A 23,890-nucleotide genomic window follows, 5' to 3' on the forward strand; every position below is an offset into this window, starting at 1 on the left:
ATCCAGGGATCTTTATAAATGATTCATAATTCAAACTTATCAGAATGATAATATATAACTAAGCTAAATTGTTGCTAGTTAACTTAGTACTAAAGCAAACCAAAGTAAAATTGCTGGGTGAGGGCAGAGAGTAGTGAGTGGGGAAAAATTTTTTCGTTTTACCAAACTTTTAAATACTTAGCAAAGTTGCTTTGGCAAACAACTAGACTTTAGCTACTCGTATAAAATTTTAAAAGAATGGTGGGTAATGCCCACCATTAAGTTTTCTAAGCAATTTTATGCTTAGAAAATACTTAATCGTGTGAGGTTGAAAGAATAATTATGAGTCAATTAAACAGACAAGAATTGAGTGAAGCAACAACTCAATGGCTAATAGCAAAAGCCTATAACCCTGGGGATTTAAATCAGCCAGGAGAAAATGGCGATACAGCTTTGATGAAGGCGACAAGAGAAGCAGTGTATACAGTCGTCAAAGAACTAATTGATGCAGGTGTGGATATCAACGCTCGAAATAGCGATCGCAACAATGCATTGTGGTTTGCTTGCTTTGGTAATCACTACGATTTAATTAATTTACTACTTGCTAGCAAGATTAACATTGACAACCAAAATGATAACGGTGCAACAGTTTTAATGTACGCAGCCTCAGCCGGAAAGACAGAAGTCGTCAAGTTACTTTTACAGCATCATCCTAACTTATATTTGAAAAACTTAGACGACTATAAAGCTATCGATTTTGCCAGCAATGTAGAAGTTTTAAGGATACTTAAAAATGCCATCAAATCAGATATCGAGCAAAGCTTATCATGATGCTACCAAGCACTCTTCTTTATCGGTACAACTCGATCCAAATTATGTAGATGCTTCAACACAGCCATCTGCATTTAAAGTTTATCCAAAGTTCTATCGGAGAGTGAAATTAAATCTCAATAATCCGGTTCATTCTTTTATCTCCTTAACCAGTGCTATAACTCTGGAAAAGATGTATAAAGATGGCCCTTATCAACTGCGGGTAAATCCATCGGCAGGCGCTTTATACCCCACGGAGGTTTACGTACAGGTTCGCGGTGTTGAGGGAGTGGTAAATGGTATATACCATCTAGAAGTTGAGAATAATTGTCTAACTCTCATCTATGAATTAATTGACGATGGGTTGGAGAATTATATTATACCGGGTAAAAGTATCAGCGGATTCATCTTTTTAATCAGTTGTGTTTATTATAGGTCTAGCTGGAAATATCAAAATAGAAGCATAAGATATTGCTTCTTAGATAGCGGACACCATTTAGGTGCGATCGCAGCTTCAGCTTTTCTCCACAACCGAGATATACAACTAATTTTTGACTTTGATAAACTCACTCTCAATTTAGATTTGGGATTTGAGAATAAAGAGTTTATCACTGCTTGCGCGGTGTCAGGAGAACTAGAAGACAAGAAAATCAGAAGCTTAAGACTGAAAGTTCCTTTTGTCTCTGGTACTGATTATTTTGAATCCAATCAATTTATTGAAGATGCCTATCATGCAACTACTCTCCAAAAGAGTCTTCAGCAGAGATTAGAGTATCCTCAATTTTATTTTGATCGGGATAAATTTTATCAAACAATTTGGGATAGACGTTCTATTAGACGTTTCCGGAAAGAGGCTATTTCTCAAGAAGATTATTTATATGTAGTGCAACAACTTCAACAGTCAATACCAACAGAAAACTATGAGGAAATAGAAATTTACTCAGTGGTGCATCGAGTAGAGGGAATGACACCTGGGTTATATAGAGGTACACATCTGGTTAAGGCAGGTAATTTTAGTGAAAAGACAGGTTACTTATGTATTAATCAGGCTATTGCTAGAGATGGCGCTGTAACTTTATTTTTCGTGTCAGATTATTTAAACTATCAAACTGCTATGCAAATAGCTGGTTTTCTCGGACAGAGACTTTATTTAACTAGTAATTATTTGGGAATTCAGTGTAGTGGTATTGGTGCGTATTATGATGACGAAACCCAAGAATTATTAGAAACAAATAAAGATGTACTTTATGGAATGGTGATTGGAATATAAGCAGTAAGCTAAAGAGAGATGGCTAGAAAGATGTATTACTTCAATGGTGATGACTCACATCCGATGCAACCGACATCTGCGGATATTATACTGCGGCAACAACTAGAGGATTCTATTAGCAGATACTTTTATGATGCGTGCGATCGCAATATTCAAAATCTTCTATCTGATTGTCGGTGGTATGCCACAACCCATGCCAATGCTCTGACATTGGTAATTGAATGTCCCGATCAAGTTATTAATTGGCGGGTTTTGCAAAAAATTGTGCCAATGGGGACATTGCTACATGGTATTGTTAGCAGTGCTAAAATCCGTGTTTGTCCACCAGAGAGTCAAGGCATACCTTTTGAAATGAGGGTAGATGAACTCTCTGTTTATCGGGATTGGGCTTAAGAGAAGAGTTAGGAGTTAGGAGTTAGGAGTTTAAAATTTCTGCTCATTATTTTGGCTGATGAGTGCAGCTACCTCTTCAAAAACCAAATCAGCAGAATGTTTGACAACAGGACTTAATTCCAGTCCCAAAGCAAGATTTGCTGCCTCAATTAAATAAACTGTCACATCTTCGGGAAAGTCATTTTGAAAGATTTTCCGTCCGGCGGCTAAAGCATTATCCCAGCGAAAATCGTGCAAGTTATAACTAGGTTCTGGCAAAGCTTCCAGTTCTTTTCCTGGAACTTTAAATACAGCACCCGGTTCAGAACCAGTTGAACTTGCATCTATAATTACTAATTGTTTACTACCTCTAGCTTGAAACATTACTTCCATCCCTGCGGTGCCACAGTCATAAACTCGCACATGAGGATAAGGGTTTTCAGCTAGATATTTTTGTAGGCGTTGGGCGACGATTACACCTACTGCGTCGTCACTGCGATTGAGATTGCCGCAACCAATAATAGTTAGCATGGAATAAGGTTTACTTGTTTAAGCAGGTGCAAATTCAGTTAAAGCGCGATCGCTTGGAGGATGAAAAGCTAACACAATATCACTTTGGGGAACCCCTGCGTTTAATAATTCGGTGGCAATACCTTCTTCAGTCCAGTCTTCTTCGATCCAAATTTTGTGATTTTTAATCCGAATATGTACAGTAATACCTTTAATTCGGCGATCTTTTTGCCAGCCAATCTGAAACCATAGATATTGATCGCGTTCATCATCGAGAGCTAAAAGGCTTTCTAAGTCCTCATCAGGTGAGCTATTGCAGAGGCGATCGTACTCTATGAGAATATTTTTAATAATATTTCTGTACTTACTTAGTTTATCCATTGAACTATAACCTCACTTTCGACATCTACAATCATTAATAAGAGTTGATTCTGCTGTACTACTAACGTAATTGCTTTTAGCTGGAAAAAATTTTCATAAGTGCTTTGCTTGATTGCTAAATAAAGTTGATATTGAGGTTCTGTAACCTTAATGAGATTACGATAAAGAATGTATTGACCTAAAGCATTTTCAAAGTCATTTATTGGCGATTTTCCCAGGAAGCTTTTAATTTCAACAATAATTTTAGTTCCGTTGCGTTCAGCTGCAAGTGTTCTCTCAGCCGCTAGGTCAGCAAATAGCTTAGTATTTTCATACTTGATGATGTAAGGGTCGTCTGTAATTATCCAACCGTCTTTGATGAGGGCTGCTTTTACAGCATTATGGTAGAAATCCCTAGCGGGCATAGAGTCACAAAATTATAGTAAGTATATTCTAGCAATACTACAGTGGACATGTAATTGTGAGGTTACTGATGAAGCGATCGCAGTGAAGACAGCCAGTTAGCTTGTTATATCTCTGCTAGATTTGGGAATAATGTAGTCAGTTTACTGACTTTTACTGATTTCAATAACTTAAAATTATGGATTTTTTGGATGCACTGAAAAAGGGAGCAATTTGGGGATTTAGGCTAGGTATTATCGTGGACATTCTAGCAAGTTTACTTTTAGTATCTTCAAATTATGGCGGAGTTGCAGATTCAATATTTACAGTACTTATCTTTACGATTTATTTTGGATTTGCAGGTACTATTATTGGCGGTATCCTCGCTCTAGTTATTTTAGGTGCAATAGGCACTTTAAAATTGGTCAATTGGATATTTGTCATCCTGGGAGGAAGTATTATAAGCATCTCAACTTCTCTCCTAGCTTCTCTAATTGGTGGTTTAGCTGGCTGGATAAGCTTTTCATTCATTCCAATCTTATTGTTTTTACGTCAATATCTGTCTGAAAAGTCACCTGAGTGGGTTGAAAAAGCTTTAAACGAAGCAATTGTAATGTTTCTATCAAGTCTAATTTTGACTTTTTTAGTATTTTGTTTCCACAACTTAACTGGCGTTACTTTACGTGGTGTATAACTGCAAATTTGTCTATGGAGCGATCGCAATTCAACAATTAACAGTAATTAAACTTTGTAATACAGGCAATCAGTAGTGACTAAAACAGAGGCTTTGAATAACAATACAGACAAAGCCTCTGAAAACCAGATTATCAGCAGAAAACTATAAAGCTACACCATGTTTCTTGGCAATTTCAGTAAGTTTATCACACTGATCTTGTGATACTTTAGTTAATATCTCTTCAGCCTGTTCTTTAGTACTTCCCTCTTTAGGAATTAAATACTTGACATAAAGAGATACAAAATCAGCAGCGATCGCTAAACCGGATAAAGCGTGTTTGTCAGCTTCTTTGCCAGCGATCGCAGCTACCAAACCGGCTTTAATTGGGTCTGGTTTAACTTTCATGAACTGCTCGACAAGTTTAGGAACGTAGTCTTCTGGCGGCAAATTAGCTAACTTACTTTTATCTGGAGTAAAGTTACATTCTGCGGCTTGAGCCTGCTCTAAAACACACCATTCTATGTATTCTTGCAATGCTGCATCGGGAACGCGAGGGAGATAATTATGTAGCGCTAAATCAGACACAAGCTTACCGTGTAAATTGCTGTTTTATGCAAATGCATTAAGGCAAGCCTAACCCACTATTTCTATAAGTTTTAGTGTGTTACGCTACGAGTTTTGAATATAAGACATTAGGAATAGGGCATTGGGAATAGGGCATTAGAAAATCTCTGCTCCACTTCCTAATTTCTATTCCCTAATAACTTGCTTTAGATGTTCTTGTCCCCAGTCGCAAAGAGCTTTTAAGACAGGTATAAGAGTTCTGCCAATGCTGGTGTGGGCTTAAACTAGGGATTGATTGCTGCACCTGATTTGTCTTCCGCTAGGGCAGAAATGGAAGTTAATTATTTTGGGACGTTGATTATGTGCCGTGCTTTTGCTCCCATCTTGAAACAAAATGGAGGTGGAGCGATCGCTAATATGGTGTCAATGGTGGCGCGGGTAAATCTTCCTTTTAATGGCAGCTATGGCGCTTCTAAAGCAGCAGTTTTGTCATTGACTCAGGCGGTTCGGGCAGAGTTGGCGGCTCAAAAAACGCTGGTGGTAGCAGTGTTACCAGGAGCTATCGATATTGGCATGGGTAAGTCTTTCCCTGATCCAAAAGTACCTCCAGAAGAAGTAGTTCGGGATGCACTGCAAGCTGTGGTTAATGGCATAGAAGAAGTTTACCCAGGTGAGCAGGCCAAGCAACTCAATGAGCAACTGATGCAAGACCCTAAAGCAGTTGAAAAGTTTATTGCGACATTTTTACCAGGTTAAAGAGCAATACGCTTGGGTTAAGGCTAAAACTCTTTGTCAAAGTCAATTTTTTTAACGAACCACAGAGGCGCAGAGGGCACTGAGAGAAGAAAGAAATGCTTAACTGAACTGTGTTGGGTTAAAGAGTTGATGGAGCGATGTCTCCGACGGGCTACGCCTACGCATTTTTGGTGTTATCTATTTGTGTAAATTAGGGCACAATGTAAAGCAGGTATAAACATATAATTTAGTTCATGAAACCTGCTTTACATAAAGGGCAACTAATCACATGGAAGGACGATCGCAGGTTTGGTTTCATACAACCCGATGATGGTAGCCAAGAAGTCTTTCTACACATTACAGCATTGAAAGACGTTAACCGTCGTCCCCAAGTTGGTGATTTTGTTTGTTATCAATTAATAGCTAGTAAAGATGGCAAAGTACGCGCTTTTAATGCTTCAATCAAAGGAGTTACATCAAAGTCCTCACCTTCTGCTGCACCAAAGAAGTCTATATCCAGAACTGTAGACAAATCTACATCATTAGCATTACATACATTACTTCTATCTTTAGTACCGGGGTTAGGTTCAATCCATCTTGCACTAACAACTGGCAACCCAATTCCGCTAATTCTTTATCCTGTCATGAGTTTCATTACTTTTAGGCTATATGCCGATGATAAGTCTCGCGCACAACAAGGACGATGGAGAAGGCAAGAAAATACTTTGCATCTGTGCGAATTTATGGGTGGTTGGTTAGGTGGATTTGTTGCTCAACAGAAGCTACGTCACAAAAGCAGCAAAGTTTCTTATCAAGTTGTATTTTGGGTGATAGCAACTCTTCACATTGTATTTTGGTTGGATTGGCTATTTTTTGGTAAAGCGTTGATAAATCTGTTTTTTGGTATTGCTTCTAGGGGGTAATTAAGTTTAGTCTGATTGTCATATATCGCTCAGTTTGATGACCAATCCAGTAAGCTGTAAGTGAGCGTTGTCCATCATTGTGATATAAAAACTTTTACTGCGATCGCTGAAATGGAAATGGAGTAAGTAGACTCACAATAGCTGTTTAGGAAACTATAAACTATAAAAATTTCGGTGCGTTACCCTATGACTAACGCACCTGATAATTAAATTAAGCATGTAAGTCCTAGAGATATTGTGATAATAGTAAGCTAATGATGTTTTTACCAGAAGGTAAGGTGATTATGGCAATCACATTAGATAAAGCTGCATCTGGGAATATGACTCTTGATGAGTTCTTTAATTATGACGATGGTACAGATGCAATGTATGAGTTTGAAGATGGAGAATTGCTTCTGATGACGGCCGAGAGTGAGATAAATCGACGAATTGCCATGTTTATCCTTGTCTGCTTTGTGCAACTGGGTATTCCTGCTTATCGGCTGTCGATGAAAACGGAAATTATGACTACTGGCTCACGGGTGCGCGTTCCTGATTTAGTGGTGTTTTCTGAGGAGTTGGCGACGGCGATGGAGGGGGCTAAACGATCTACGGTAATGCCAGAGATGCCACCGCCGTTATTAGTGGTTGAAGTGGTGAGTCCAAATCAGAGTAGTCGTGATTATCGCTATAAGCGATCTGAGTATGCAGCACGGGGTATTGTTGAGTATTGGATTGTTGATCCGATACAACAGCGAGTGACAGTTCTGGAATGGGTAGAGGGTTTTTATGAGGAGAAGGTGTATCTAGGAGATAGTGCGATCGCTTCACTGGTATTTGCTGATCTGAAGTTGACTGCTGTTCAAGTTTTGCAGTGCCATTAAGCAGGACTCAATCTGGGTTGTGGTAGATGATCTGATATTTTGAGAATTAAGCTGTCCGAAAACGTGCCAACTCTTCACCAGTTTTCGCATCATGGGCGTGAACTGTACACACCAAACATGAATCAAAAGATCGCGCCACATGACCAACTTCCACTGGATCGCTAGAATCGTAAATGGGTGTCCCAATTAACGCTTCTTCAATGGGGCCACGAATTCCTTCACCGTCACGAGGGCCAATATTCCAAGTGCCTGGGGCAATAACTTGGTAGTTTTTAATCTTACCGCCCTCTATTTCCACCCAGTGAGATAAGGAACCCCGTGCTGCTTCCGTTGCACCCCAACCCTTGCCATCTTTTTCTTTGGGTTTGATATACCAAGGATCGTTTAATTTGAATTCGCGCAAACAGTGTTCAGCTTGCCGATATAACTTGACAAGTTCGTGAACTCGTGCTAGCTGACGCACATGAATACTAGCACCACCCATCTCCTTGAATACATCTAGAATAAAGCCGTCGTAGTGTTGCCAAGATTCGCCATGTTGACCACCAGCTACTAATTGCCGCGCTAAGGGGCCAGTTTCCAAACGTCCGAAGTCTTTGTGAAGGACTGCACTCGACCAAGAGTAGGCGTTATCGAAGTCTTTGGTATTGATTGCAGTGGGTTTAGTAGTGCGATCGCTAGGGTGAATATCTTCTGTCCCCTCATCGTACCAAGAGTGAGTTGTATTCTCGCGGGTAAATGACTGATCCATTAAAACGTGAGTGTCTGCGAAGCTGTCGTACACTCCACTTTTCATAATCATCGCCGCATTGCGTCCTTCGATAGTCGGCTTTTGGTATTTATCTTCATGGGCTAAATATCCCCAAGTGACATATTTACCAACACCAGCGCCATATCTATCTAAACCGATGTCTAAACCCATGCGCCAATAAAAACCTAAGTCGGAATCTCGATGATTGCGGTCTTCGTCTAGCCAATCTCTGAAGTCATCATAAGTTTGGATTTGTTCGTAGCGTTCTAAAGAACAACCCAACCACACTGGTTCTAACCAATTGGTGCGGAAGTATTCGAGAATCGCCCAAGCGCGGGTAATGTCTGTTAAAGTTGGGGCGCACATCACACCGCCAGGCACCATATAACTGCTGTGGGGCCATTGTCCGCCCAATAGTGCATAAATTTCTACAGGTTTAGCGGAAATTGTTATGCCTAGTTCATAAGATTTGCCAGTGAAGGCGGCAAAGCGTTTAACAGCTTCCTCATAAAAGCGACTATTGCGGTATTTTCTATTTGTTAAATCAATGGCAAACAAACCATAAAAATAGCGGGGGATGCTTTGAATTGTCTCGACAATTTGACCGAGATTTCTCGCCAAAATTGCATTGCGGGGAACTTCTGTTTCCCAAGCTGTATCTAATGCCCAAGATGCAGATGTCAGGTGAGAACCGCCGCAAATTCCGCAAATGCGAGGCGTGACAATTAATCCGGCTTGGGGATCTTTACCGCGGAGGATAACTTCAAATCCGCGAAATAATTCAGCGTGTGTCCAGGCGTTGACTACTCTTCCATGTTCAATATCAACTCGAACATCTAAATCGCCTTCAACTCTACCAACAGGCGATATATCTAATGATTGAATTGTCATTGGTCATTTGTCCTTTGTCATTTGTTATTTGTTATTTGTCCTTTGTCATTGGTAATTATTCACTCACCCCACTGCAAAATGGTCGAAACCCTTGATTTATTGTTGATGGGAGTGTGAAAGGTTATAGTCTAATACGCTTGGGTTTTCAAGACGCGATAAATCGCCGTCTCTACAAGTGTTTTGTTGCTCATTCTGAACTGTATTAGGTTATAGTCATTGGTCAAATCACAAAGGACAAATGACTAATGACCAATGACAAATGACTAAACTGTAAAAAAGTCTTCTTCTGCCCAAGGTGGTGCTGCGTCTTTGGCGACCATTGTGAGTAAGGCGTAGTCTTTTTTGTTCACTCCTGGCGGTAATTCTTTGGGAACTCCCATTACTGTTTGGGTTTTGAATACGGTTCCCGGTTTCAGGTCAAAGAAAGGAAATTCTGGTTCTGTGCAACCTAAACAAGGCATTCCAGCGCGAGTTTTGGAGGAGACGCGGTTCCATAAGATGCGGTTGCAGGAAGAATGAGTCATGGGGCCGCGACAACCCAAGTCATAAAATAAGCATCCTTTACGCTGACCAAATTCGGCGGTTGATGCTTTGTAGGCAAAGTGGACGTTGCGGGTACAACCTGTTTGGGTATAGGTGTTAAAGAAGGTTTGGGGACGATTTAGTTCATCGAAAGCAATGTCTGCTATGCGTCCAGTAGCGATCGCAACTAATATCTGCGTAATCCAGTCGGGATGGGCGGGACATCCAGGTATATTAATTACAGGTAATCCGGCTTGTGATACGAAATCTTTCCCTAAAAAGCCGCCTTCTTGACGCTTGAGAAATTGCAAACCTTCCGATTCGCTGGGGTTGGGTGACATGGCGGGAATTCCTCCCCAGGTTGCACAGTCTCCCACGGCGACGATAAATTTAGCAACTTTGGCGAGGTCTAATAACCAATCTTTCATGGCGCGATCGGCAAACCGATTCCATTCGCCAGTACCGTTGGGGGCGTTGACAACACTGCCTTCAAATACCAATATATCTAAAGGAATTGTGCCAGAAATACAATTCCGTAGCAGTGTTTGCAAATCGTTGCCTAGTTCCAGCCCCAAGGAAGGATGCCAAAGTATATTGATACCAAAGTCGGCAATTAAATCGCAGACTGTCGGTTCTTCAGCGTTGAGAAATGACATGGTGTTGCCTGAACAAGCACCACCTTGTAGCCATAGTACGTTAGTCATGGGCTAGGTGTTTTTGTATTGTTTGCCATACGTGACTTAGTAAATAATGCTTGTAGAGTTTCACGTATTTATCAATATTTATTTATTTATATTAGTGGATTTTCTATTGAATTATCTTTTGTTAAATAAAAATTAATCATTGCTAAGAATTTAAATGTACTTAAGATTGCTTACAAGGTTGTATCAAGAACAGAATTTTTCATAAGATGTTGAAGAATAAACTAAACGCACTGATTTTAGATAGCTGTTTTAAATCATTTTGAGAGAGTTGGAATCTCAAATTTTCTATATAAATGGGCTAATATTTTAAACGTGAAAGTCTTATAATATAAGAAATATCACCGCTAACCAAAAAAAGTAAATAGTAAATAAATTTATTTTTAAGTTCAAAGTCAATAGTTATATTTTGATAACAAAGTTAGGTCTTAAATATATAAGATGTTATCAATTCAATATAGAAGAACTGCGTTGTGTCAGGTCATGATACAGAACACCTTATCAAAATCTAAGGTGTTTAAAGCTGACATTAATATTAGCAATTTCCCCCTAGAATTTTAGAAATAGAGTGTTTTATAGTAAAAAAATTGATTCACTCAATTTAGGGGATTGAGGATTAGGTATTAGGTATTGGGAAAAATTTTCCTAGTCCCTAGCATCATTAATCCCTAGCCTCTAGTTTCAGACAAAAGGGGAATTCCGCCTAAAGGACTCGAAGCCTGCGTAAATCGGTATGGCCCATGATGAGATGCGTAAACGTGTTTCGTTCATTCATGGGTGTTGGACTCACTTCCCAATTGGCTAGAGTACGGCAGAGTTATGACCCCCAGCATTACAGATTCAGCAGTGAAGGCTGCGGTAGCAGCTGTTGCATCAGAGTCAGCCTCAGCAGAAGAAAAAATTCAGATGCTGATTGAGATAGCACAGGGTTTTCAAAAAAAGCCCAAAGCTGCCCAAGACTTGCGGAATGCAGTTGGCTTATATTACCGGGCCTATGAAATGTGTGGTGAGGAGTATCCCCTACTGAAAGCCAGGGCCAAAGTAGGCATGGCGGGGACGTTACAGGCAATACCGGATGCTGATTACCAACTGTTGATGCAAGCTAAAGTCGGTTATGAAGAGGCATTACCGATTTTACAACAATTAGCTTCCTTAGAGGAAGTGGCAGAAACGCAGATGAATTTTGGGCTAGTGTTGCAGTCGCTAGTGCCATTTAATTTGGCGCGGATAACAGACAGCATCCAGGCTTATCATGAGGCTTTGCGGGTGTTTACTTGGGAAGACTACCCTCAAGAATACGCCATTTTGTATAACAATATTGCGATCGCATACCTTTCTATGCCCCTAGCATCAGAACGGGAATATTTGCGTCAAGGGTTAGCTGTGCAATCCTTTGAGGTGGCACTAAAGCATATTACTCTAATCGATCATCCCAGAGAATATGCGATGTTACAAAACAACTTAGGTAACGCTTTGCAATATTTAGTGAGTTCCCACCCTGTGGAAAATAACTTACGTGCGATCGCAGCTTATGACGAAGCGTTAAAAGTGCGTAATCCCAAAGATACACCTTTAGAGTACGCTAACACAATTTCCAACAAAGCTAACGCTCTATTCAACTTACCAGACGACCCCGAAAAACCAGAAGCTGGTAATCCTAACAATCTTTTGCAAGCCCGTGTTTACTATCAATCTGCTTTAGAAATATTTACGGAATACCAACAAATTGCACAAGCAGAGGTAGTAGTCCAAGCATTACAAGATGTAGAAGCAGAAATGAAAGGTTAGGAGTTATAGGTTCAATACATTTCAGATAAGACCAAAACCCTTGTAGAGACGGCGATTTATCACGTCTCAAAAACCCAAGCGTATTGGTTATGGATCTAAATTGATTCTTAAGTTTTTACTTAAACAATGAGGAAAAAACAGCATGAGAGAGATTTTAACAACGCCAAATCTGATAAATTTTCTCACAAGTTTAGCAGATGGCGATCTTAACATAGCAACAGAATTGGTGTGGCTAATTATAGCAACAGCCTTGGCTATGGTCGGCGGTGCAATTGGTGGAATGCTATTAGCTGGGAAAGATATAGGATATCAGCTTTCAGCAATGCTTGGTGCATTATTTGCCCCTGCGGGTGTAATTCCTGCCATCTTCTTAGGGCTTGTTGCTTTAAACTTCTTGACAAATTATTAGGAGAAAATATGTTAGAGCTAGGATGGTTATCTGCCAAGTTATTTTTTAAAGGAAAGCTAATACGCAATCCAATATTTTTTGCCAAGCAAACTACTATTGGTATTGCCGTAGGTTTTTTACTGCTAGTGTCACTTGCACAAGCCCCCATTCCCTTCTACCTACCAATCATATTATCTAGCTTAGTGACGGGCATGATTATGCCGTTTCTCTTCAAGGATTTTAAAACGAAGTGAATTGTCATTGATAAACAAGCAACACTTAATACTTCGACTTCGCTCAGTACAAGTGCCCAATGATAAATGACAAATGACGAATAACAAATGACAAACCTTGAAGAATTAATTCAGGAAATTAATCGTTTTGAGGCAATTATATCCGAGTGGGATGAAAGCCAACGGTGTGTAGCAGTAGGTCTAAAAAGAGCAATTGAAGCTTTGCATAAAGCTGCATTGACTAATTTGATTAAAAGCCTAAAACAAGAATCAATGCCAGCTTTGCGTCATGCTGTTGCAGATGAATTAGTGTATGCAGTGCTACTGTATCACGAGTTAGTAAAACCACCAAAACCTCCACTCTCACAACGCATTCAGACAGCCCTTGAAGAAGTTCGCCCAGGTTTAAAAAGCCATGATGGTGATGTAGAATTAGTGGCAATTAAGCCCCCAGATACAGTAGAAGTTAGATTAATCGGAACTTGCAGCAGTTGTCCGGCTTCTACTTTGACTTTATCTCAAGGAGTAGAACAAGCAATAAAAAACCATTGTCCTGAAATTACAAAAGTAGTTGCAGTCAAAAATAGCCCTGCTGTTAAGAACGCGAATTCTGGTTTAATCAGTCCATTCTCCTCAAAAATAACTTGTACTTGGATGAAAGTAGCGACCCTTGATGAAGTTCCTGAATTTAGTGTAGTCGCAGTACAACTTGCTGGTACTTCACTAATTTTACATCGTCAAGGCGTTACAGTTAAATGTTACCGTAATGCTTGTACCCATCTAGGATCTCCTTTAGAAAAGGGTAAAGTTGAAAATGGTATTATTACCTGTCCTGCCCACGGATTCCAGTACAAATTAGAAACAGGTAAATGCTTAACCGTGCCTGATGTTTCGCTTCAGTCGTATCCAGTCAAGGTTAAAGAAGATAAGGTTTTTGTGAAACTACAAAAATGATCATGCGAAGGTAAGATTTCAGCAAATCTACTTGGCGATTAGTCAATCACGGCTAATTTGCTTTTTTATTTCAGTAGTTCGCGCATTCATCTTAGCGTTTTGTGCAAGCAAAATGCCTGAATGCTTTCTCAATATCTCTAAATTCATTCTCATTTGTGTAATTCAGGTATTGATTTTAGCGTTTTGAGAAAGTAAAAAGGCATATTACTTTCTCAAAAGGTCATTTGACTTATTCAAACCCCAGTTTGCTTATTAATTTTAGTGTTTTCCGCAAGCAAAATGAGCTTTGACTTATTCAAACTCCAGTTTGCTTACTCATTTTGGTGTTTTCCGCAAGCAAAATGAGCTTTGACTTATTCAAACCCCAGTTTGCTTTCTCATTTTAGTGTTTTCCGCAAGTAAAATAAGCTTTGACTTTCTCAAACCCCAGTTTGCTTACTCATTTCAGTAAATCGCGCACTCATGTCGAAAGTTTGTTATGTAGCAAAGGTTACTAAAGGCTATCTTGATTTTTTTAAGTTTGATTAATACAAAAGTTGATTATAAGTTTTAACTGAATTTCAAAAAAGCATAATGCAAAACCGTTACTGTTGTTACATGCTAATCAACATTAATGTTTTTAAATAATTATCAGCCTCTATCTGCGGTTCATGGATATCCCAATCATAATTAATCCCATATCACAATTACCGCTAGAAGCAACAGAAAATCCTCAAGATTTACCTCTATCGCCTCAAGGTGCGGAGGTAATTTTAGGTAACATTATTGAACCAGAACAATTAGTTATACCAGTAGCGCCCAATGCCACAAATATGTTTGGGCCTCGTGGTGCTTGTTTGTTATCAGAAACTGGCCCTTTATGGGTATCAGATACAGGACATCATCGATTATTAGGATGGCAAAATTTACCCACAAGAGATAGTCAACCGGCTGATTGGGTAATTGGACAGCCTGATTTTTATCATGAAGGACAGAATGCTAAAAATACACCAGGAAGAGCAACCTTAAGTGTACCAACAGGCATTTGTGCTTGCGGCGAAGGTTTAGCTGTCGCCGATGCTTGGAATCATCGGGTTTTGATTTGGAAAAACTTACCAGAAGATAACAATGTTCCAGCAGATTTGGTGTTAGGGCAAGTTAATTTTACTGATAATGAACCAAATCGAGGAAATCAGCAAGCATCTGCTACTACAATGCACTGGCCTTATGGTGTTTTCTATCATCAAGGACGGCTATTTATTGCTGACACTGGTAATCGAAGGCTATTAATTTGGCATCAATTACCAACAGAAAATGGTCAACCTGCTGATTTAGTTTTAGGACAACCGGATATGATATCTCGCAATGAAAATGGCGGTGATTCTCCAACCGCAGCGAGTATGCGTTGGTGTCACGACATCGCCTTTTGGGGAGAGAATTTGGTTGTCAGCGATGCAGGTAATCACCGGGTAATGATTTGGCAGGGAATGCCTACAGAAAATAATACTCCTTGTGCAGTGGTTTTAGGACAAAAAAACTTTGATTTTGTGGAAATGAATCAAGGAGTTTATTATCCTAGCGCTAGTAGTTTGAGTATGCCTTATGGTGTGGCGGTAGCTGGAGATTGGTTAGTAGTTGCAGATACTGCTAATTCCCGTTTATTAGGATGGAGAAAGCCAGAATCAATTTTATCACTGCAAGGTGTAATGGCAGATGGGTTGGCAGGACAAATAAATTTTCAAAGTAAAGGTGAAAATCGTAATTTCGGACTGCCTAAACGAGATAGTTTAAATTGGTGTTATGGGATAAAAATTTGTGGCAATACGGCTGTAATAGATGATTCTGGAAATAACCGAATATTGCTGTGGCAGTTTAATAATTTGTAATATGATAAACGAACCGCAAAGTACGCAAAGTACGCAAAGAAAGAAATAAGAAGCCAAGGAAATTTGGCGTAGCCTCATTTATTTCGTAATTTTTGAAAGTCAGATTTATATGGCGACTGAAGAAATTAGAGTTCGCGGTACTGTTCAGGGAGTAGGATTTCGCCCTACTGTATATCGTCTTGCTAAAGCCTGCGGTTTGTATGGAGATGTTTGTAATGATGGACAAGGTGTATTAATTCGGGTATCTGGTAGTGAGGAAGCATTAACAGAATTTGTTGCCAGATTGCAAACAGAATGTCCACCATTAGCAAAAATCAATCAGCTAACTAGAATCCCTTATGAAGGTAAATTTAACTTTAACAATTTTGTAATTTCTAGTAGTGTTAATAATGACATTAAAACAGAAATTGTCCCTGACGCAGCTACTTGTCCACAGTGCCAACAAGAAATATTTGACCCCTTTAGCCGCTTTTATCGTTACCCATTTACTAACTGCACTCATTGCGGCCCTCGCCTGAGTATTATTCGTGCGATTCCTTATGACAGATGCAATACCAGTATGTCTGCGTTTGCTATATGTCCCGAATGTGCAAAGGAATACCACGATGTTGAAAACCGCCGTTTTCATGCCCAACCTGTAGCTTGTCATGTTTGTGGCCCCGCAGCTTGGTTAGAACGCGCCGATGGTAAATCGGTTACTGCTTCCATGTTTTCTATGCTGGATGATGTGGATGCTGTTTGTACCTTGTTGCAAAAGGGTGAGATTGTCGCAATTAAAGGCTTAAGTGGTATTCATTTAGCTTGCGATGCAACTCAGGAAACCGTTGTACAAAAACTCCGTCAGCGCAAAAGGCGCTATCACAAACCATTTGCTTTAATGGCGCGAGATATTGAGATAATTGAACAATATTGTAGTGTCAATGCCAAAGAAAAAGAATTATTGACAAGTTCTGCTGCACCGATTGTTTTACTACAAGCGACAGGTAAAAAAGTAGTAGCACCATCGGTAGCATCGGGGCAAAATACCCTTGGCTTCATGCTACCTTATACGCCCTTACATCATTTAATTATGCGGCGGATGAATCGCCCAATTGTTTTAACAAGTGGTAATATTGCCGATGAACCACAATGTATTGATAACGACGAAGCAAAAGAAAAATTAGGGAAAATAGCTGATTATTTTCTCTTTCATAATCGAGAAATTATTAATCGGGTAGATGATTCTGTTGTGCGTGTTATTGGTGATAAAGTTCAAACAATTCGCCGTGCTAGAGGATATGCACCAGCATCGATTAGCTTACCGCCGGGATTTGACAATGTGCCGCAAATTTTAGCAATGGGTAGTGAATTAAAAAATACCTTTTGCTTATTGCGTGAAGGAGAAGCAATTCTATCTCAACATCTGGGAGATTTAGAAAATGCTGCGGCTTTCAATGCTTACCAAGAGACTTTAAACTTATACTTGAATTTATTTGAACATAAACCAGAAGTAATCGCTATTGATAAACATCCTGAATATCTTCCTAGCAAACTTGGTAAAGAATTTGCAGATACAAATCAAATTACAATTCATCAAATCCAACATCATCACGCCCATATTGCTGCTTGTATGGCAGAAAATGGGATTCCTCTAAATTCACCTCCAGTATTAGGTATTGCTTTAGATGGTTTAGGTTACGGTGATGACGGTACACTCTGGGGTGGAGAATTTCTTTTAGCGGATTATCAAAAATTTCAGCGACTAGCAACATTTAAACCAGTTCCAATGATTGGTGCTGAACAAGCAATTTATCAGCCTTGGCGTAATACATACGCCCAATTAATAGCTGCTAACCTTTGGGATGATTGCCAACAACAGTATTCTGATTTAGAAATCGTAAAATTGCTGAATAAAAAACCTCTAAAGCTACTAAATCAACTTATAGAGAAAAAAATTAACTCTCCTCCAGCTTCTTCAGTGGGGCGGTTGTTCGATTCAGTAGCGGCGGCTATCGGTATTTGCCCTGAAGAATGTAGCTATGAAGGACAAGCTGCGATCGCAATGGAAGCTATAGTAGATGTTAGCAGCTTAAATAATGATAAAGAAGCGCTAATATACCCTTTTAGTTTTAGCTTTTCAGATAGTATTTACTGTATAGACTCACGCCCAATGTGGCAAGCCTTACTCTATGACTTGCAACAGCAGATTCCCCAAGCAGTTATAGCAGCCAAATTTCACAAAGGTTTAGTCAATGCGATTGTGGAAATGGTTAAGCATCTTTGTGAAGAAAATCTGATTCGTCAGGTAGCTTTAACGGGAGGAGTCTTTCAAAATTGTATATTGTTACAGCAAGTTAGCAAACAATTAGAAACATTGGAGATAAAAGTACTAACTCATAGCTTAGTTCCAGCTAATGACGGCGGATTATCTCTAGGACAAGCAGTGATTGCAGCCGCACAATTAATACATGAGCCTTGATTTTTGAATAAATTCACAAATAATTCTCTCTGTGTTCTCCGCGCCTCTGCGGTTAGTTTATCTTAAAGAATAAAAAAATGTGTTTAGGAATTCCCGGACAAATTATAGAAATTACCAACGTTAACCATAAATTAGCCCTAGTTAACATTGGTGGTGTTAAGCGCGAAGTAAATATTGCTTGCATCGTTGATGAACAACATCCCCCCGAAGCTTGTATTGGGGATTGGGTATTAGTGCATGTTGGCTTTGCCATGAATCGAATTAACGAACAAGAAGCGGCAGAAACATTACAACTCTTCCAAGAATTAGCAGCAGCACAAGCAAAAACTAGTACTTAAATAATATTTTTTCTGACTCAGAAAAAGAGTTTCAAACTTCTTTCTTTCTTTCTTTCTTTCTTCGCGCCCTTTGCGTCCTTTGCGGTTCGTTAAAAAAATTCCCTACCACAAAAGCGAAATTAACTATTCTCCAATCCCTATGAAATATGTTGACGAATTCCGCGAACCAGAAAAAGCAGAAGGCATCCGCCGCGAAATCGCTAAATTATCCCGTCAGCTAGAAAAACCCATCAAAATTATGGAAGTATGCGGCGGACATACCCATTCAATTTTTAAATACGGTATCGAAGAAATTCTACCCCAAACCATCGAACTCATTCATGGGCCTGGTTGTCCAGTATGCGTGATGCCAAAAGGCAGATTAGATGATGCGATCGCAATCTCTCAAAATCATAACGTCATTTTTGCTACCTTTGGCGACGCAATGCGAGTTCCTGGCTCCAAAACTACTTTACTGCAAGCTAGGGCACAAGGTGCAGACATCCGTATGGTGTACTCTCCCTTAGATAGCCTGCAAATTGCCAGAGATAACCCCGACAAAGAAGTAGTCTTCTTCGCATTAGGCTTTGAAACCACAGCCCCCAGCACCGCCTTCACCATCCTGCAAGCAGCAGCCGAAAAAATTCATAACTTTAGTATGTTTAGCAATCACGTCCTCGTGATTCCCGCCCTCAAAGCACTATTAGATAATCCCGACTTGCAACTAGATGGATTTGTTGGGCCAGGTCATGTCAGTATGGTAATAGGCAGTGACCCATACCAATTTATTTCCCAACAATATAATAAGCCGATTGTCGTCTCAGGATTTGAACCCTTAGATATTCTCCAATCAATTTGGATGCTGTTGCAACAACTAGTAGAAAATCGTTGCGAAGTTGAAAATCAATATAACCGAATTGTCCAAAAATCTGGAAATACAGTAGCCCTACAAGCTATAAATAAAGTTTTCGCCATCCGAGATAGTTTTGATTGGCGCGGCTTAGGTGACATACCTTATTCAGGATTAAAAATTAAACCAGAATATGCTCAATTTGATGCCGAACTTAAATTTACCATTCCTAATCTCAAAGTAGCCGACCACAAAGCTTGTAAATGTGGAGAAATTCTCAAAGGAGTCTTAAAGCCTTGGGAGTGCAAAGTATTCGGTACAGCTTGCACACCAGAAACCCCAATCGGTACTTGTATGGTATCTTCCGAAGGCGCTTGTGCAGCCTATTACAAATATGGGCGACTCTCCACAATTGCCAAAAGAACAATCACCCAAAAACCAAAAATAACTCAAGAACCTCTCCCCGCCTGCGGCTTCTCCTCAGACTAAAACATCTCACAAATACTCTGCGTTCCTTTGCGGTTAAAAAAATTTTAATATGAATATTCCCCCCCAAAACTCAATAAAAAATCCCCTATTCCAAAAAATAGAACAAACCCGCCGCCGCCAAAGGAAAGTGCAAGATAGTCATATAACCCTCGCACATGGTAGCGGTGGTAAAGCCATGCGCGATTTAATAGATGATATCTTTATCAGCAATTTTGATAACCCGATTCTCTCACAATTAGAAGACCAAGCCAGCTTCAACTTAGCCCCTCTCCTCCAACAAGGAGACAGACTCGCGCTTACAACAGATTCTTATGTTGTAGACCCGTTATTTTTCCCCGGTAGTGATATAGGAGAATTAGCCGTTAATGGTACAGTTAATGATTTAGCTGTAAGCGGTGCTAAACCTTTATATCTAACTTGTAGCGTAATCTTAGAAGAAGGATTACCTGTAGAAACCTTACGCCGTGTCGCAGCCAGTATGAAAGCAGCCGCAGAAAAAGCGGGTATTCAAATTGTTACTGGTGACACAAAAGTTGTACATCGTGGTGCTGCCGATAAACTCTTTATTAACACTGCTGGTATTGGTATCATCCCGCGAGGAGTTAGTATTTCTGCCCATAATATAAAACCTGGAGATGCAATAATAATTAATGGTGAAATAGGCAATCATGGGACAGCAATTTTAATCGCCCGTGGGGAATTAGCTTTAGAAACTAATATTGAAAGTGATTGTCAGCCGTTACATAGTTTAGTAGAAACTATTCTCCATGTATGTCCACAAGTTCATGCTATGCGAGATGCTACACGCGGTGGTTTAGCTACAGTATTAAATGAATTTACCCTTAGTTCAAATGTGGGAATTCGTCTCTTTGAAGAATCTATTCCTGTGCGTGAAGAAGTCAACGGAGTTTGTGAAATTCTCGGTTTAGACCCATTGTATTTAGCTAATGAAGGTAAGTTAGTTGTAGTGGTTCCCAAAGAGAATGCTGACAACGTTTTATCAGCTATGAAATCTCACCCAGCAGGCAAAGATGCTTGTATTATTGGCGAAGTTCTTTCTTCACCCCCAGGTATCGTATTGTTAAAAACAGTTTTTGGTTCTGAAAGGATTGTTGATATGTTAGTAGGCGATCAATTACCACGAATTTGTTAATCTTTAATATATTTTATAGTATGCACGAATTTGGAATTACCCAAAATATTGTGGCAATTGTGACTGAAAATGCCAAAGGCGCAAAAGTGCAGCGAGTTTTATTACAAATTGGCAAACTTTCAGCCATTATGCCCGACGCTATCCGATTTTGTTTTGATATTTGCACCCAAGGCACAGTTTTAGAAGGGGCGACATTAGAAATTTTGGAAATTCCCGGTTTAGCAAAGTGTCGCCAATGTGGTGCAGAAATTTCTGTAGATAAACCTTATGGTATTTGTAACTGCGGTAGCGTGCAATTAGATTTAATTACTGGTGAAGAACTGAAAATTAAAGAAATAGAAATAGAGGAAATATGTGTGTAACCTGCGGTTGTTCTGATGATGGCGAAATAAAAATTACAAATTTAGAAACAGATGAAGCTGAACATAATCATACTCACACTTTACCAGATGGAACTGTCATCACTCACTCCCACATTCATGACACTCATATAGAAGCACCTCAAATTCATGCCAAAATACACAACACAACGATATCTTTAGAACAGGATATTTTGGCAAAGAATAACCTGCTAGCTGCCCAAAATCGGGGATGGTTTAAAGGTCGAAATATTCTCGCCTTAAATTTAATGAGTTCTCCCGGTGCTGGGAAAACAACTCTTTTGACGCGAACCATCAATGATTTAAAGCATCAATTATCTATTAGTGTCATTGAAGGCGACCAAGAAACTGCTAACGATGCCAAAAAAATTAAAGAAACCGGTTCTAAAGTCATCCAAATCAATACCGGAACAGGCTGTCATTTAGATGCATCAATGATAGACAGAGGTTTACAACAACTGAATCCGCCACTAAATTCAGTTGTGATGATTGAAAATGTGGGAAATTTAGTTTGTCCAGCCTTATTTGATTTAGGAGAACAGGCAAAAGTCGTGATTCTCTCGGTTACGGAGGGAGAAGATAAGCCGATAAAATATCCGCATATATTCCGTGCTAGTGATGTAATGATTCTCACTAAAATTGATTTGCTACCTTATCTAGATTTTGATGTTCAAAAGTGCATAGCTTATGCTAAACAAATAAATCCTCAAATTCAGATTTTTCAGGTTTCTGCAACTACTGGTACTGGGTTAGATAATTGGTATAAATGGCTAACTCTATCGTTATAGTAAAAACTCTGCGCTTTCCTTAGCGTACCTCTGCGTTTAAAATAAAACCTATCATCACAAAATTAAGCCACGGATTTACAAAATCCCTCTGTGGGTTAATGAAAACTGGAAGTATTTTTGCAAGATAAGAGATGCATACTGCCATTTTCCTATCTGTGCGTAAATCCTCATGGCTAAAGTTGAAGAATTGACACCCCAGCAACTCTCCGAAACAGACCTAAAACCACGAGGGAGAGTTTATCCGAGTCCTATCAGTTGGCGCGACCAGTTTTTGTACCAATTGGTATTAGATAGATTCAGTGACGATAATGAAAATCAAAGAAAGCTTTTTGACCACACCAATCTTGCAAAATTCCAGGTTAAGGATAAAGCCAACTGGATGGCAGCAGGGACAAAATTTGTTGGTGGTAATCTTAAAGGAATTAAAAGTAAATTAGACTACTTGCAACGATTGGGAATAACAACGCTGTGGATTAATCCACCTTGGCAACAACGTTCTGAGTTAGAAGCTTACCATAGCGATCGCATCCAAGACTTCTTAAATATTGACCCCCACTTTGGCACTCGCCAAGATTTAAGAGATTTAATTGATGCTGCCCACGATCGCAGGATGTATGTAATCCTAGATGTAATATACGACCAGAATTCTGATAACTGGTTTAACAGAAATGATGTAATTGCAGCTTTAGCTAGAGTTTATCAATATTGGATTGCTCTTTCTGACTGCGACGGCTTGCGGATAGATAGCCTCAAACACGTTTCTCCAGAAGATTCCCGCAAATTCTGCACAGCAGTCCGTGAATACGCCGAATCTATCGGTAAAGACAACTTTTTACTGACTGGGGAAATAACCTCTGGTAGTATGGCTGGTGCTTACATAGACATTATTGCTCGCAACCTTAGTGCTGTATTAGACATCGCACAGACCCCTAATGAATTGGCTGCATTCGCCAAAGGGTTAGTACACCCCAAGCAATTTTTCGATTTGTATAGCGAAAACAATCTCGCTGGAGAATACCGCCAAATTGGGATATATCATGTCTCCATCTTGGATGACTATGAGATGTCATCCCGGACTAATAAGCAGCGATTTGCCGCATACAGTAATGTACCTAATCTCTATGAGCAAGTTGCTCATGCTGTTGGTGTGCAATTAACTATGCCAGGAATTCCTACTATTTATTATGGAACAGAGCAGGCTTTTGATGGAAATGAAGGTTATCACGATTACAGCATAGAGGGTGGAAGGTTTGCTGAAGATAGATATATTAAAGAAGCAATGTTTGGCGGTGCTTTTGGCCCATTTCAAACAGCAGACTGTCATTTCTTCGATATCGACCATCCTACCTATTTGCGGATAGCTGCGATCGCGCGGATTCGCAACAGTCACGATAAAATTGGTAAAGCATTGCGCCGTGGACATCACTACCTACGCGAAACATCCTTTTATGACTCTCCCTTCTCGATTCCCGGACAAGGTGAATTAGTTGCTTGGTCACAAGTGCTATTTGACACAGAAGTGTTGATGGTGCTGAATACTAACGGCTTAGAAAATCGCGGTGCAGAAGTGACAGTAGATACTTATATGCATCCCCAAGACTCGACCATGACTTTTTTATACAAAAGTGATTGGAGTGATTCATATTTACGCTACCCACCGCGCGGACAAACTGTAGTTGTACAACATCATAACGACCGTCGCGCAACTGTGCGAATTGATTTGCCTCCTTCGGGAATGGTGATTTTAGCGTAAGCAAACACTAGCTTTTGGGCAAAGCTTTGAGATAAAAAACCTGGTTTAAATTTATAACCTTTTACCAGAAGCTTTGCCCCTGAAATTACTAAATATCTATGTTCTAATTTTTATTAACTGTTTTTAAGCTAATACGGTTTAGTGA

At 39.7% G+C, this 23,890-nt stretch carries 26 protein-coding genes; 19 read left to right on the forward strand and 7 right to left on the reverse strand.

The features are described from left to right. The first annotated feature begins 321 nt into the window (after nt 1-321). From GNF10_RS22735 to GNF10_RS22745, 3 genes are read left to right on the forward strand one after another with little or no spacing between them, the layout of a single operon-like run. Nucleotides 322-810 carry an ankyrin repeat domain-containing protein gene (locus tag GNF10_RS22735; RefSeq protein ID WP_185584229.1) on the forward strand — a complete coding sequence of 163 codons (489 nt, stop codon included), beginning with the start codon at nt 322-324 and terminating at the stop codon, nt 808-810. Next, complete coding sequence (locus tag GNF10_RS22740) at nt 773-2,059, forward strand: SagB/ThcOx family dehydrogenase (RefSeq protein WP_185584231.1); 1,287 nt, start codon at nt 773-775, stop codon at nt 2,057-2,059. The genes GNF10_RS22735 and GNF10_RS22740 overlap by 38 nt, the downstream gene beginning before the upstream one ends. A gap of 18 nt (nt 2,060-2,077) precedes the next feature. Next, entirely contained in the window at nt 2,078-2,452 is a 375-nt protein-coding gene (locus GNF10_RS22745) for a hypothetical protein (protein ID WP_185584233.1), read from the forward strand. 30 nt (nt 2,453-2,482) lie between these two features. Here GNF10_RS22745 and GNF10_RS22750 read toward each other — a convergent pair whose 3' ends face one another. Genes GNF10_RS22750 through GNF10_RS22760 form a run of 3 tightly spaced genes read right to left on the reverse strand, consistent with a single transcriptional unit; the run spans nt 2,483 to nt 3,726 of the window. Continuing rightward, nucleotides 2,483-2,962, reverse strand: coding sequence for a hydrogenase maturation protease (locus GNF10_RS22750; RefSeq protein ID WP_185584235.1), 480 nt, complete (start codon nt 2,960-2,962; stop codon nt 2,483-2,485). Between the two features lie 18 nt (nt 2,963-2,980). Continuing rightward, nucleotides 2,981-3,322 (reverse strand): XisI protein, encoded by a 342-nt coding sequence (locus tag GNF10_RS22755; RefSeq protein ID WP_185584237.1) that lies wholly within the window; start codon nt 3,320-3,322, stop codon nt 2,981-2,983. Beyond that, on the reverse strand, nt 3,310-3,726 hold the full coding sequence (locus GNF10_RS22760; protein WP_185584239.1) for a XisH family protein: 417 nt from the start codon (nt 3,724-3,726) through the stop codon (nt 3,310-3,312). The genes GNF10_RS22755 and GNF10_RS22760 overlap by 13 nt, the downstream gene beginning before the upstream one ends. Before the next feature lie 176 nt (nt 3,727-3,902). On the opposite strand from GNF10_RS22760, the gene GNF10_RS22765 reads away from it, so the two are divergent. Continuing rightward, on the forward strand, nt 3,903-4,397 hold the full coding sequence (locus GNF10_RS22765; protein ID WP_185584241.1) for a hypothetical protein: 495 nt from the start codon (nt 3,903-3,905) through the stop codon (nt 4,395-4,397). A 144-nt stretch (nt 4,398-4,541) separates the two neighbouring features. Here GNF10_RS22765 and GNF10_RS22770 read toward each other — a convergent pair whose 3' ends face one another. Together GNF10_RS22770 and GNF10_RS39500 are read right to left on the reverse strand one after the other, a co-directional pair. Then, nucleotides 4,542-4,964, reverse strand: coding sequence for a hypothetical protein (locus tag GNF10_RS22770; protein WP_185584243.1), 423 nt, complete (start codon nt 4,962-4,964; stop codon nt 4,542-4,544). Nucleotides 4,965-5,129: 165 nt separating this feature from the next. Continuing rightward, nucleotides 5,130-5,210 carry a hypothetical protein gene (locus GNF10_RS39500; RefSeq protein ID WP_185584253.1) on the reverse strand — a complete coding sequence of 27 codons (81 nt, stop codon included), beginning with the start codon at nt 5,208-5,210 and terminating at the stop codon, nt 5,130-5,132. A gap of 63 nt (nt 5,211-5,273) precedes the next feature. Here GNF10_RS39500 and GNF10_RS22780 point away from each other — a divergent pair, with 63 nt between their 5' ends. The 3 genes from GNF10_RS22780 to GNF10_RS22790 all read left to right on the forward strand — a co-directional run bounded on the left by GNF10_RS22780 (nt 5,274) and on the right by GNF10_RS22790 (nt 7,464). Continuing rightward, on the forward strand, nt 5,274-5,699 hold the full coding sequence (locus tag GNF10_RS22780; protein ID WP_185584245.1) for an SDR family NAD(P)-dependent oxidoreductase: 426 nt from the start codon (nt 5,274-5,276) through the stop codon (nt 5,697-5,699). Nucleotides 5,700-5,932: 233 nt separating this feature from the next. Further along, a complete protein-coding gene (locus GNF10_RS22785) occupies nt 5,933-6,601 on the forward strand; it encodes a DUF1294 domain-containing protein (RefSeq protein ID WP_185584248.1) in 669 nt (222 codons plus the stop codon). 320 nt (nt 6,602-6,921) lie between these two features. After that, nucleotides 6,922-7,464, forward strand: coding sequence for a Uma2 family endonuclease (locus GNF10_RS22790; RefSeq protein WP_260445986.1), 543 nt, complete (start codon nt 6,922-6,924; stop codon nt 7,462-7,464). A 46-nt stretch (nt 7,465-7,510) separates the two neighbouring features. Here the strand turns inward: GNF10_RS22790 and GNF10_RS22795 are convergent, their stop codons facing one another. Next, complete coding sequence (locus GNF10_RS22795; protein WP_185584250.1) at nt 7,511-9,106, reverse strand: nickel-dependent hydrogenase large subunit; 1,596 nt, start codon at nt 9,104-9,106, stop codon at nt 7,511-7,513. 263 nt (nt 9,107-9,369) lie between these two features. Then, nucleotides 9,370-10,332, reverse strand: a complete 963-nt coding sequence (locus GNF10_RS22800) for a hydrogenase small subunit (RefSeq protein ID WP_185584252.1) — start codon at nt 10,330-10,332, stop codon at nt 9,370-9,372. An 816-nt stretch (nt 10,333-11,148) separates the two neighbouring features. On the opposite strand from GNF10_RS22800, the gene GNF10_RS22805 reads away from it, so the two are divergent. The 12 genes from GNF10_RS22805 (at nt 11,149) to GNF10_RS22860 (ending at nt 23,745) form a co-directional block, all read left to right on the forward strand. Beyond that, complete coding sequence (locus GNF10_RS22805) at nt 11,149-12,117, forward strand: hypothetical protein (RefSeq protein WP_185586132.1); 969 nt, start codon at nt 11,149-11,151, stop codon at nt 12,115-12,117. 142 nt (nt 12,118-12,259) lie between these two features. Next, entirely contained in the window at nt 12,260-12,526 is a 267-nt protein-coding gene (locus GNF10_RS22810; RefSeq protein ID WP_185586131.1) for a hypothetical protein, read from the forward strand. An 8-nt stretch (nt 12,527-12,534) separates the two neighbouring features. Beyond that, the gene (locus GNF10_RS22815) at nt 12,535-12,759 is read left to right on the forward strand and encodes a hypothetical protein (protein ID WP_185592225.1); all 225 of its coding nucleotides are present in this window, start codon (nt 12,535-12,537) and stop codon (nt 12,757-12,759) included. 87 nt (nt 12,760-12,846) lie between these two features. Continuing rightward, entirely contained in the window at nt 12,847-13,692 is an 846-nt protein-coding gene (locus GNF10_RS22820) for a NifU family protein (protein WP_185586130.1), read from the forward strand. A gap of 650 nt (nt 13,693-14,342) precedes the next feature. Further along, nucleotides 14,343-15,557 (forward strand): hypothetical protein, encoded by a 1,215-nt coding sequence (locus GNF10_RS22825; protein WP_185586129.1) that lies wholly within the window; start codon nt 14,343-14,345, stop codon nt 15,555-15,557. A gap of 109 nt (nt 15,558-15,666) precedes the next feature. After that, on the forward strand, nt 15,667-18,015 hold the full coding sequence (gene hypF / locus GNF10_RS22830) for a carbamoyltransferase HypF (protein ID WP_185586128.1): 2,349 nt from the start codon (nt 15,667-15,669) through the stop codon (nt 18,013-18,015). A gap of 77 nt (nt 18,016-18,092) precedes the next feature. Continuing rightward, on the forward strand, nt 18,093-18,353 hold the full coding sequence (locus GNF10_RS22835) for a HypC/HybG/HupF family hydrogenase formation chaperone (protein WP_185586127.1): 261 nt from the start codon (nt 18,093-18,095) through the stop codon (nt 18,351-18,353). 139 nt (nt 18,354-18,492) lie between these two features. Then, a complete protein-coding gene (gene hypD / locus GNF10_RS22840) occupies nt 18,493-19,671 on the forward strand; it encodes a hydrogenase formation protein HypD (RefSeq protein WP_185586126.1) in 1,179 nt (392 codons plus the stop codon). A 49-nt stretch (nt 19,672-19,720) separates the two neighbouring features. After that, nucleotides 19,721-20,824, forward strand: coding sequence for a hydrogenase expression/formation protein HypE (gene hypE / locus GNF10_RS22845; protein ID WP_185586125.1), 1,104 nt, complete (start codon nt 19,721-19,723; stop codon nt 20,822-20,824). A 20-nt stretch (nt 20,825-20,844) separates the two neighbouring features. Next, entirely contained in the window at nt 20,845-21,186 is a 342-nt protein-coding gene (gene hypA, locus GNF10_RS22850; RefSeq protein WP_185586124.1) for a hydrogenase maturation nickel metallochaperone HypA, read from the forward strand. Then, the gene (hypB, locus tag GNF10_RS22855; protein ID WP_185586123.1) at nt 21,177-21,992 is read left to right on the forward strand and encodes a hydrogenase nickel incorporation protein HypB; all 816 of its coding nucleotides are present in this window, start codon (nt 21,177-21,179) and stop codon (nt 21,990-21,992) included. Before hypA ends, hypB begins: the two co-directional genes overlap by 10 nt. Nucleotides 21,993-22,161: 169 nt before the next feature. Next, nucleotides 22,162-23,745, forward strand: a complete 1,584-nt coding sequence (locus tag GNF10_RS22860) for an alpha-amylase family glycosyl hydrolase (protein ID WP_185586122.1) — start codon at nt 22,162-22,164, stop codon at nt 23,743-23,745. Nucleotides 23,746-23,890 lie beyond the last annotated feature (145 nt).

The sequence above is a fragment of the Nostoc sp. UCD121 genome, from assembly GCF_014222285.1.
Lineage (GTDB): Bacteria > Cyanobacteriota > Cyanobacteriia > Cyanobacteriales > Nostocaceae > Nostoc.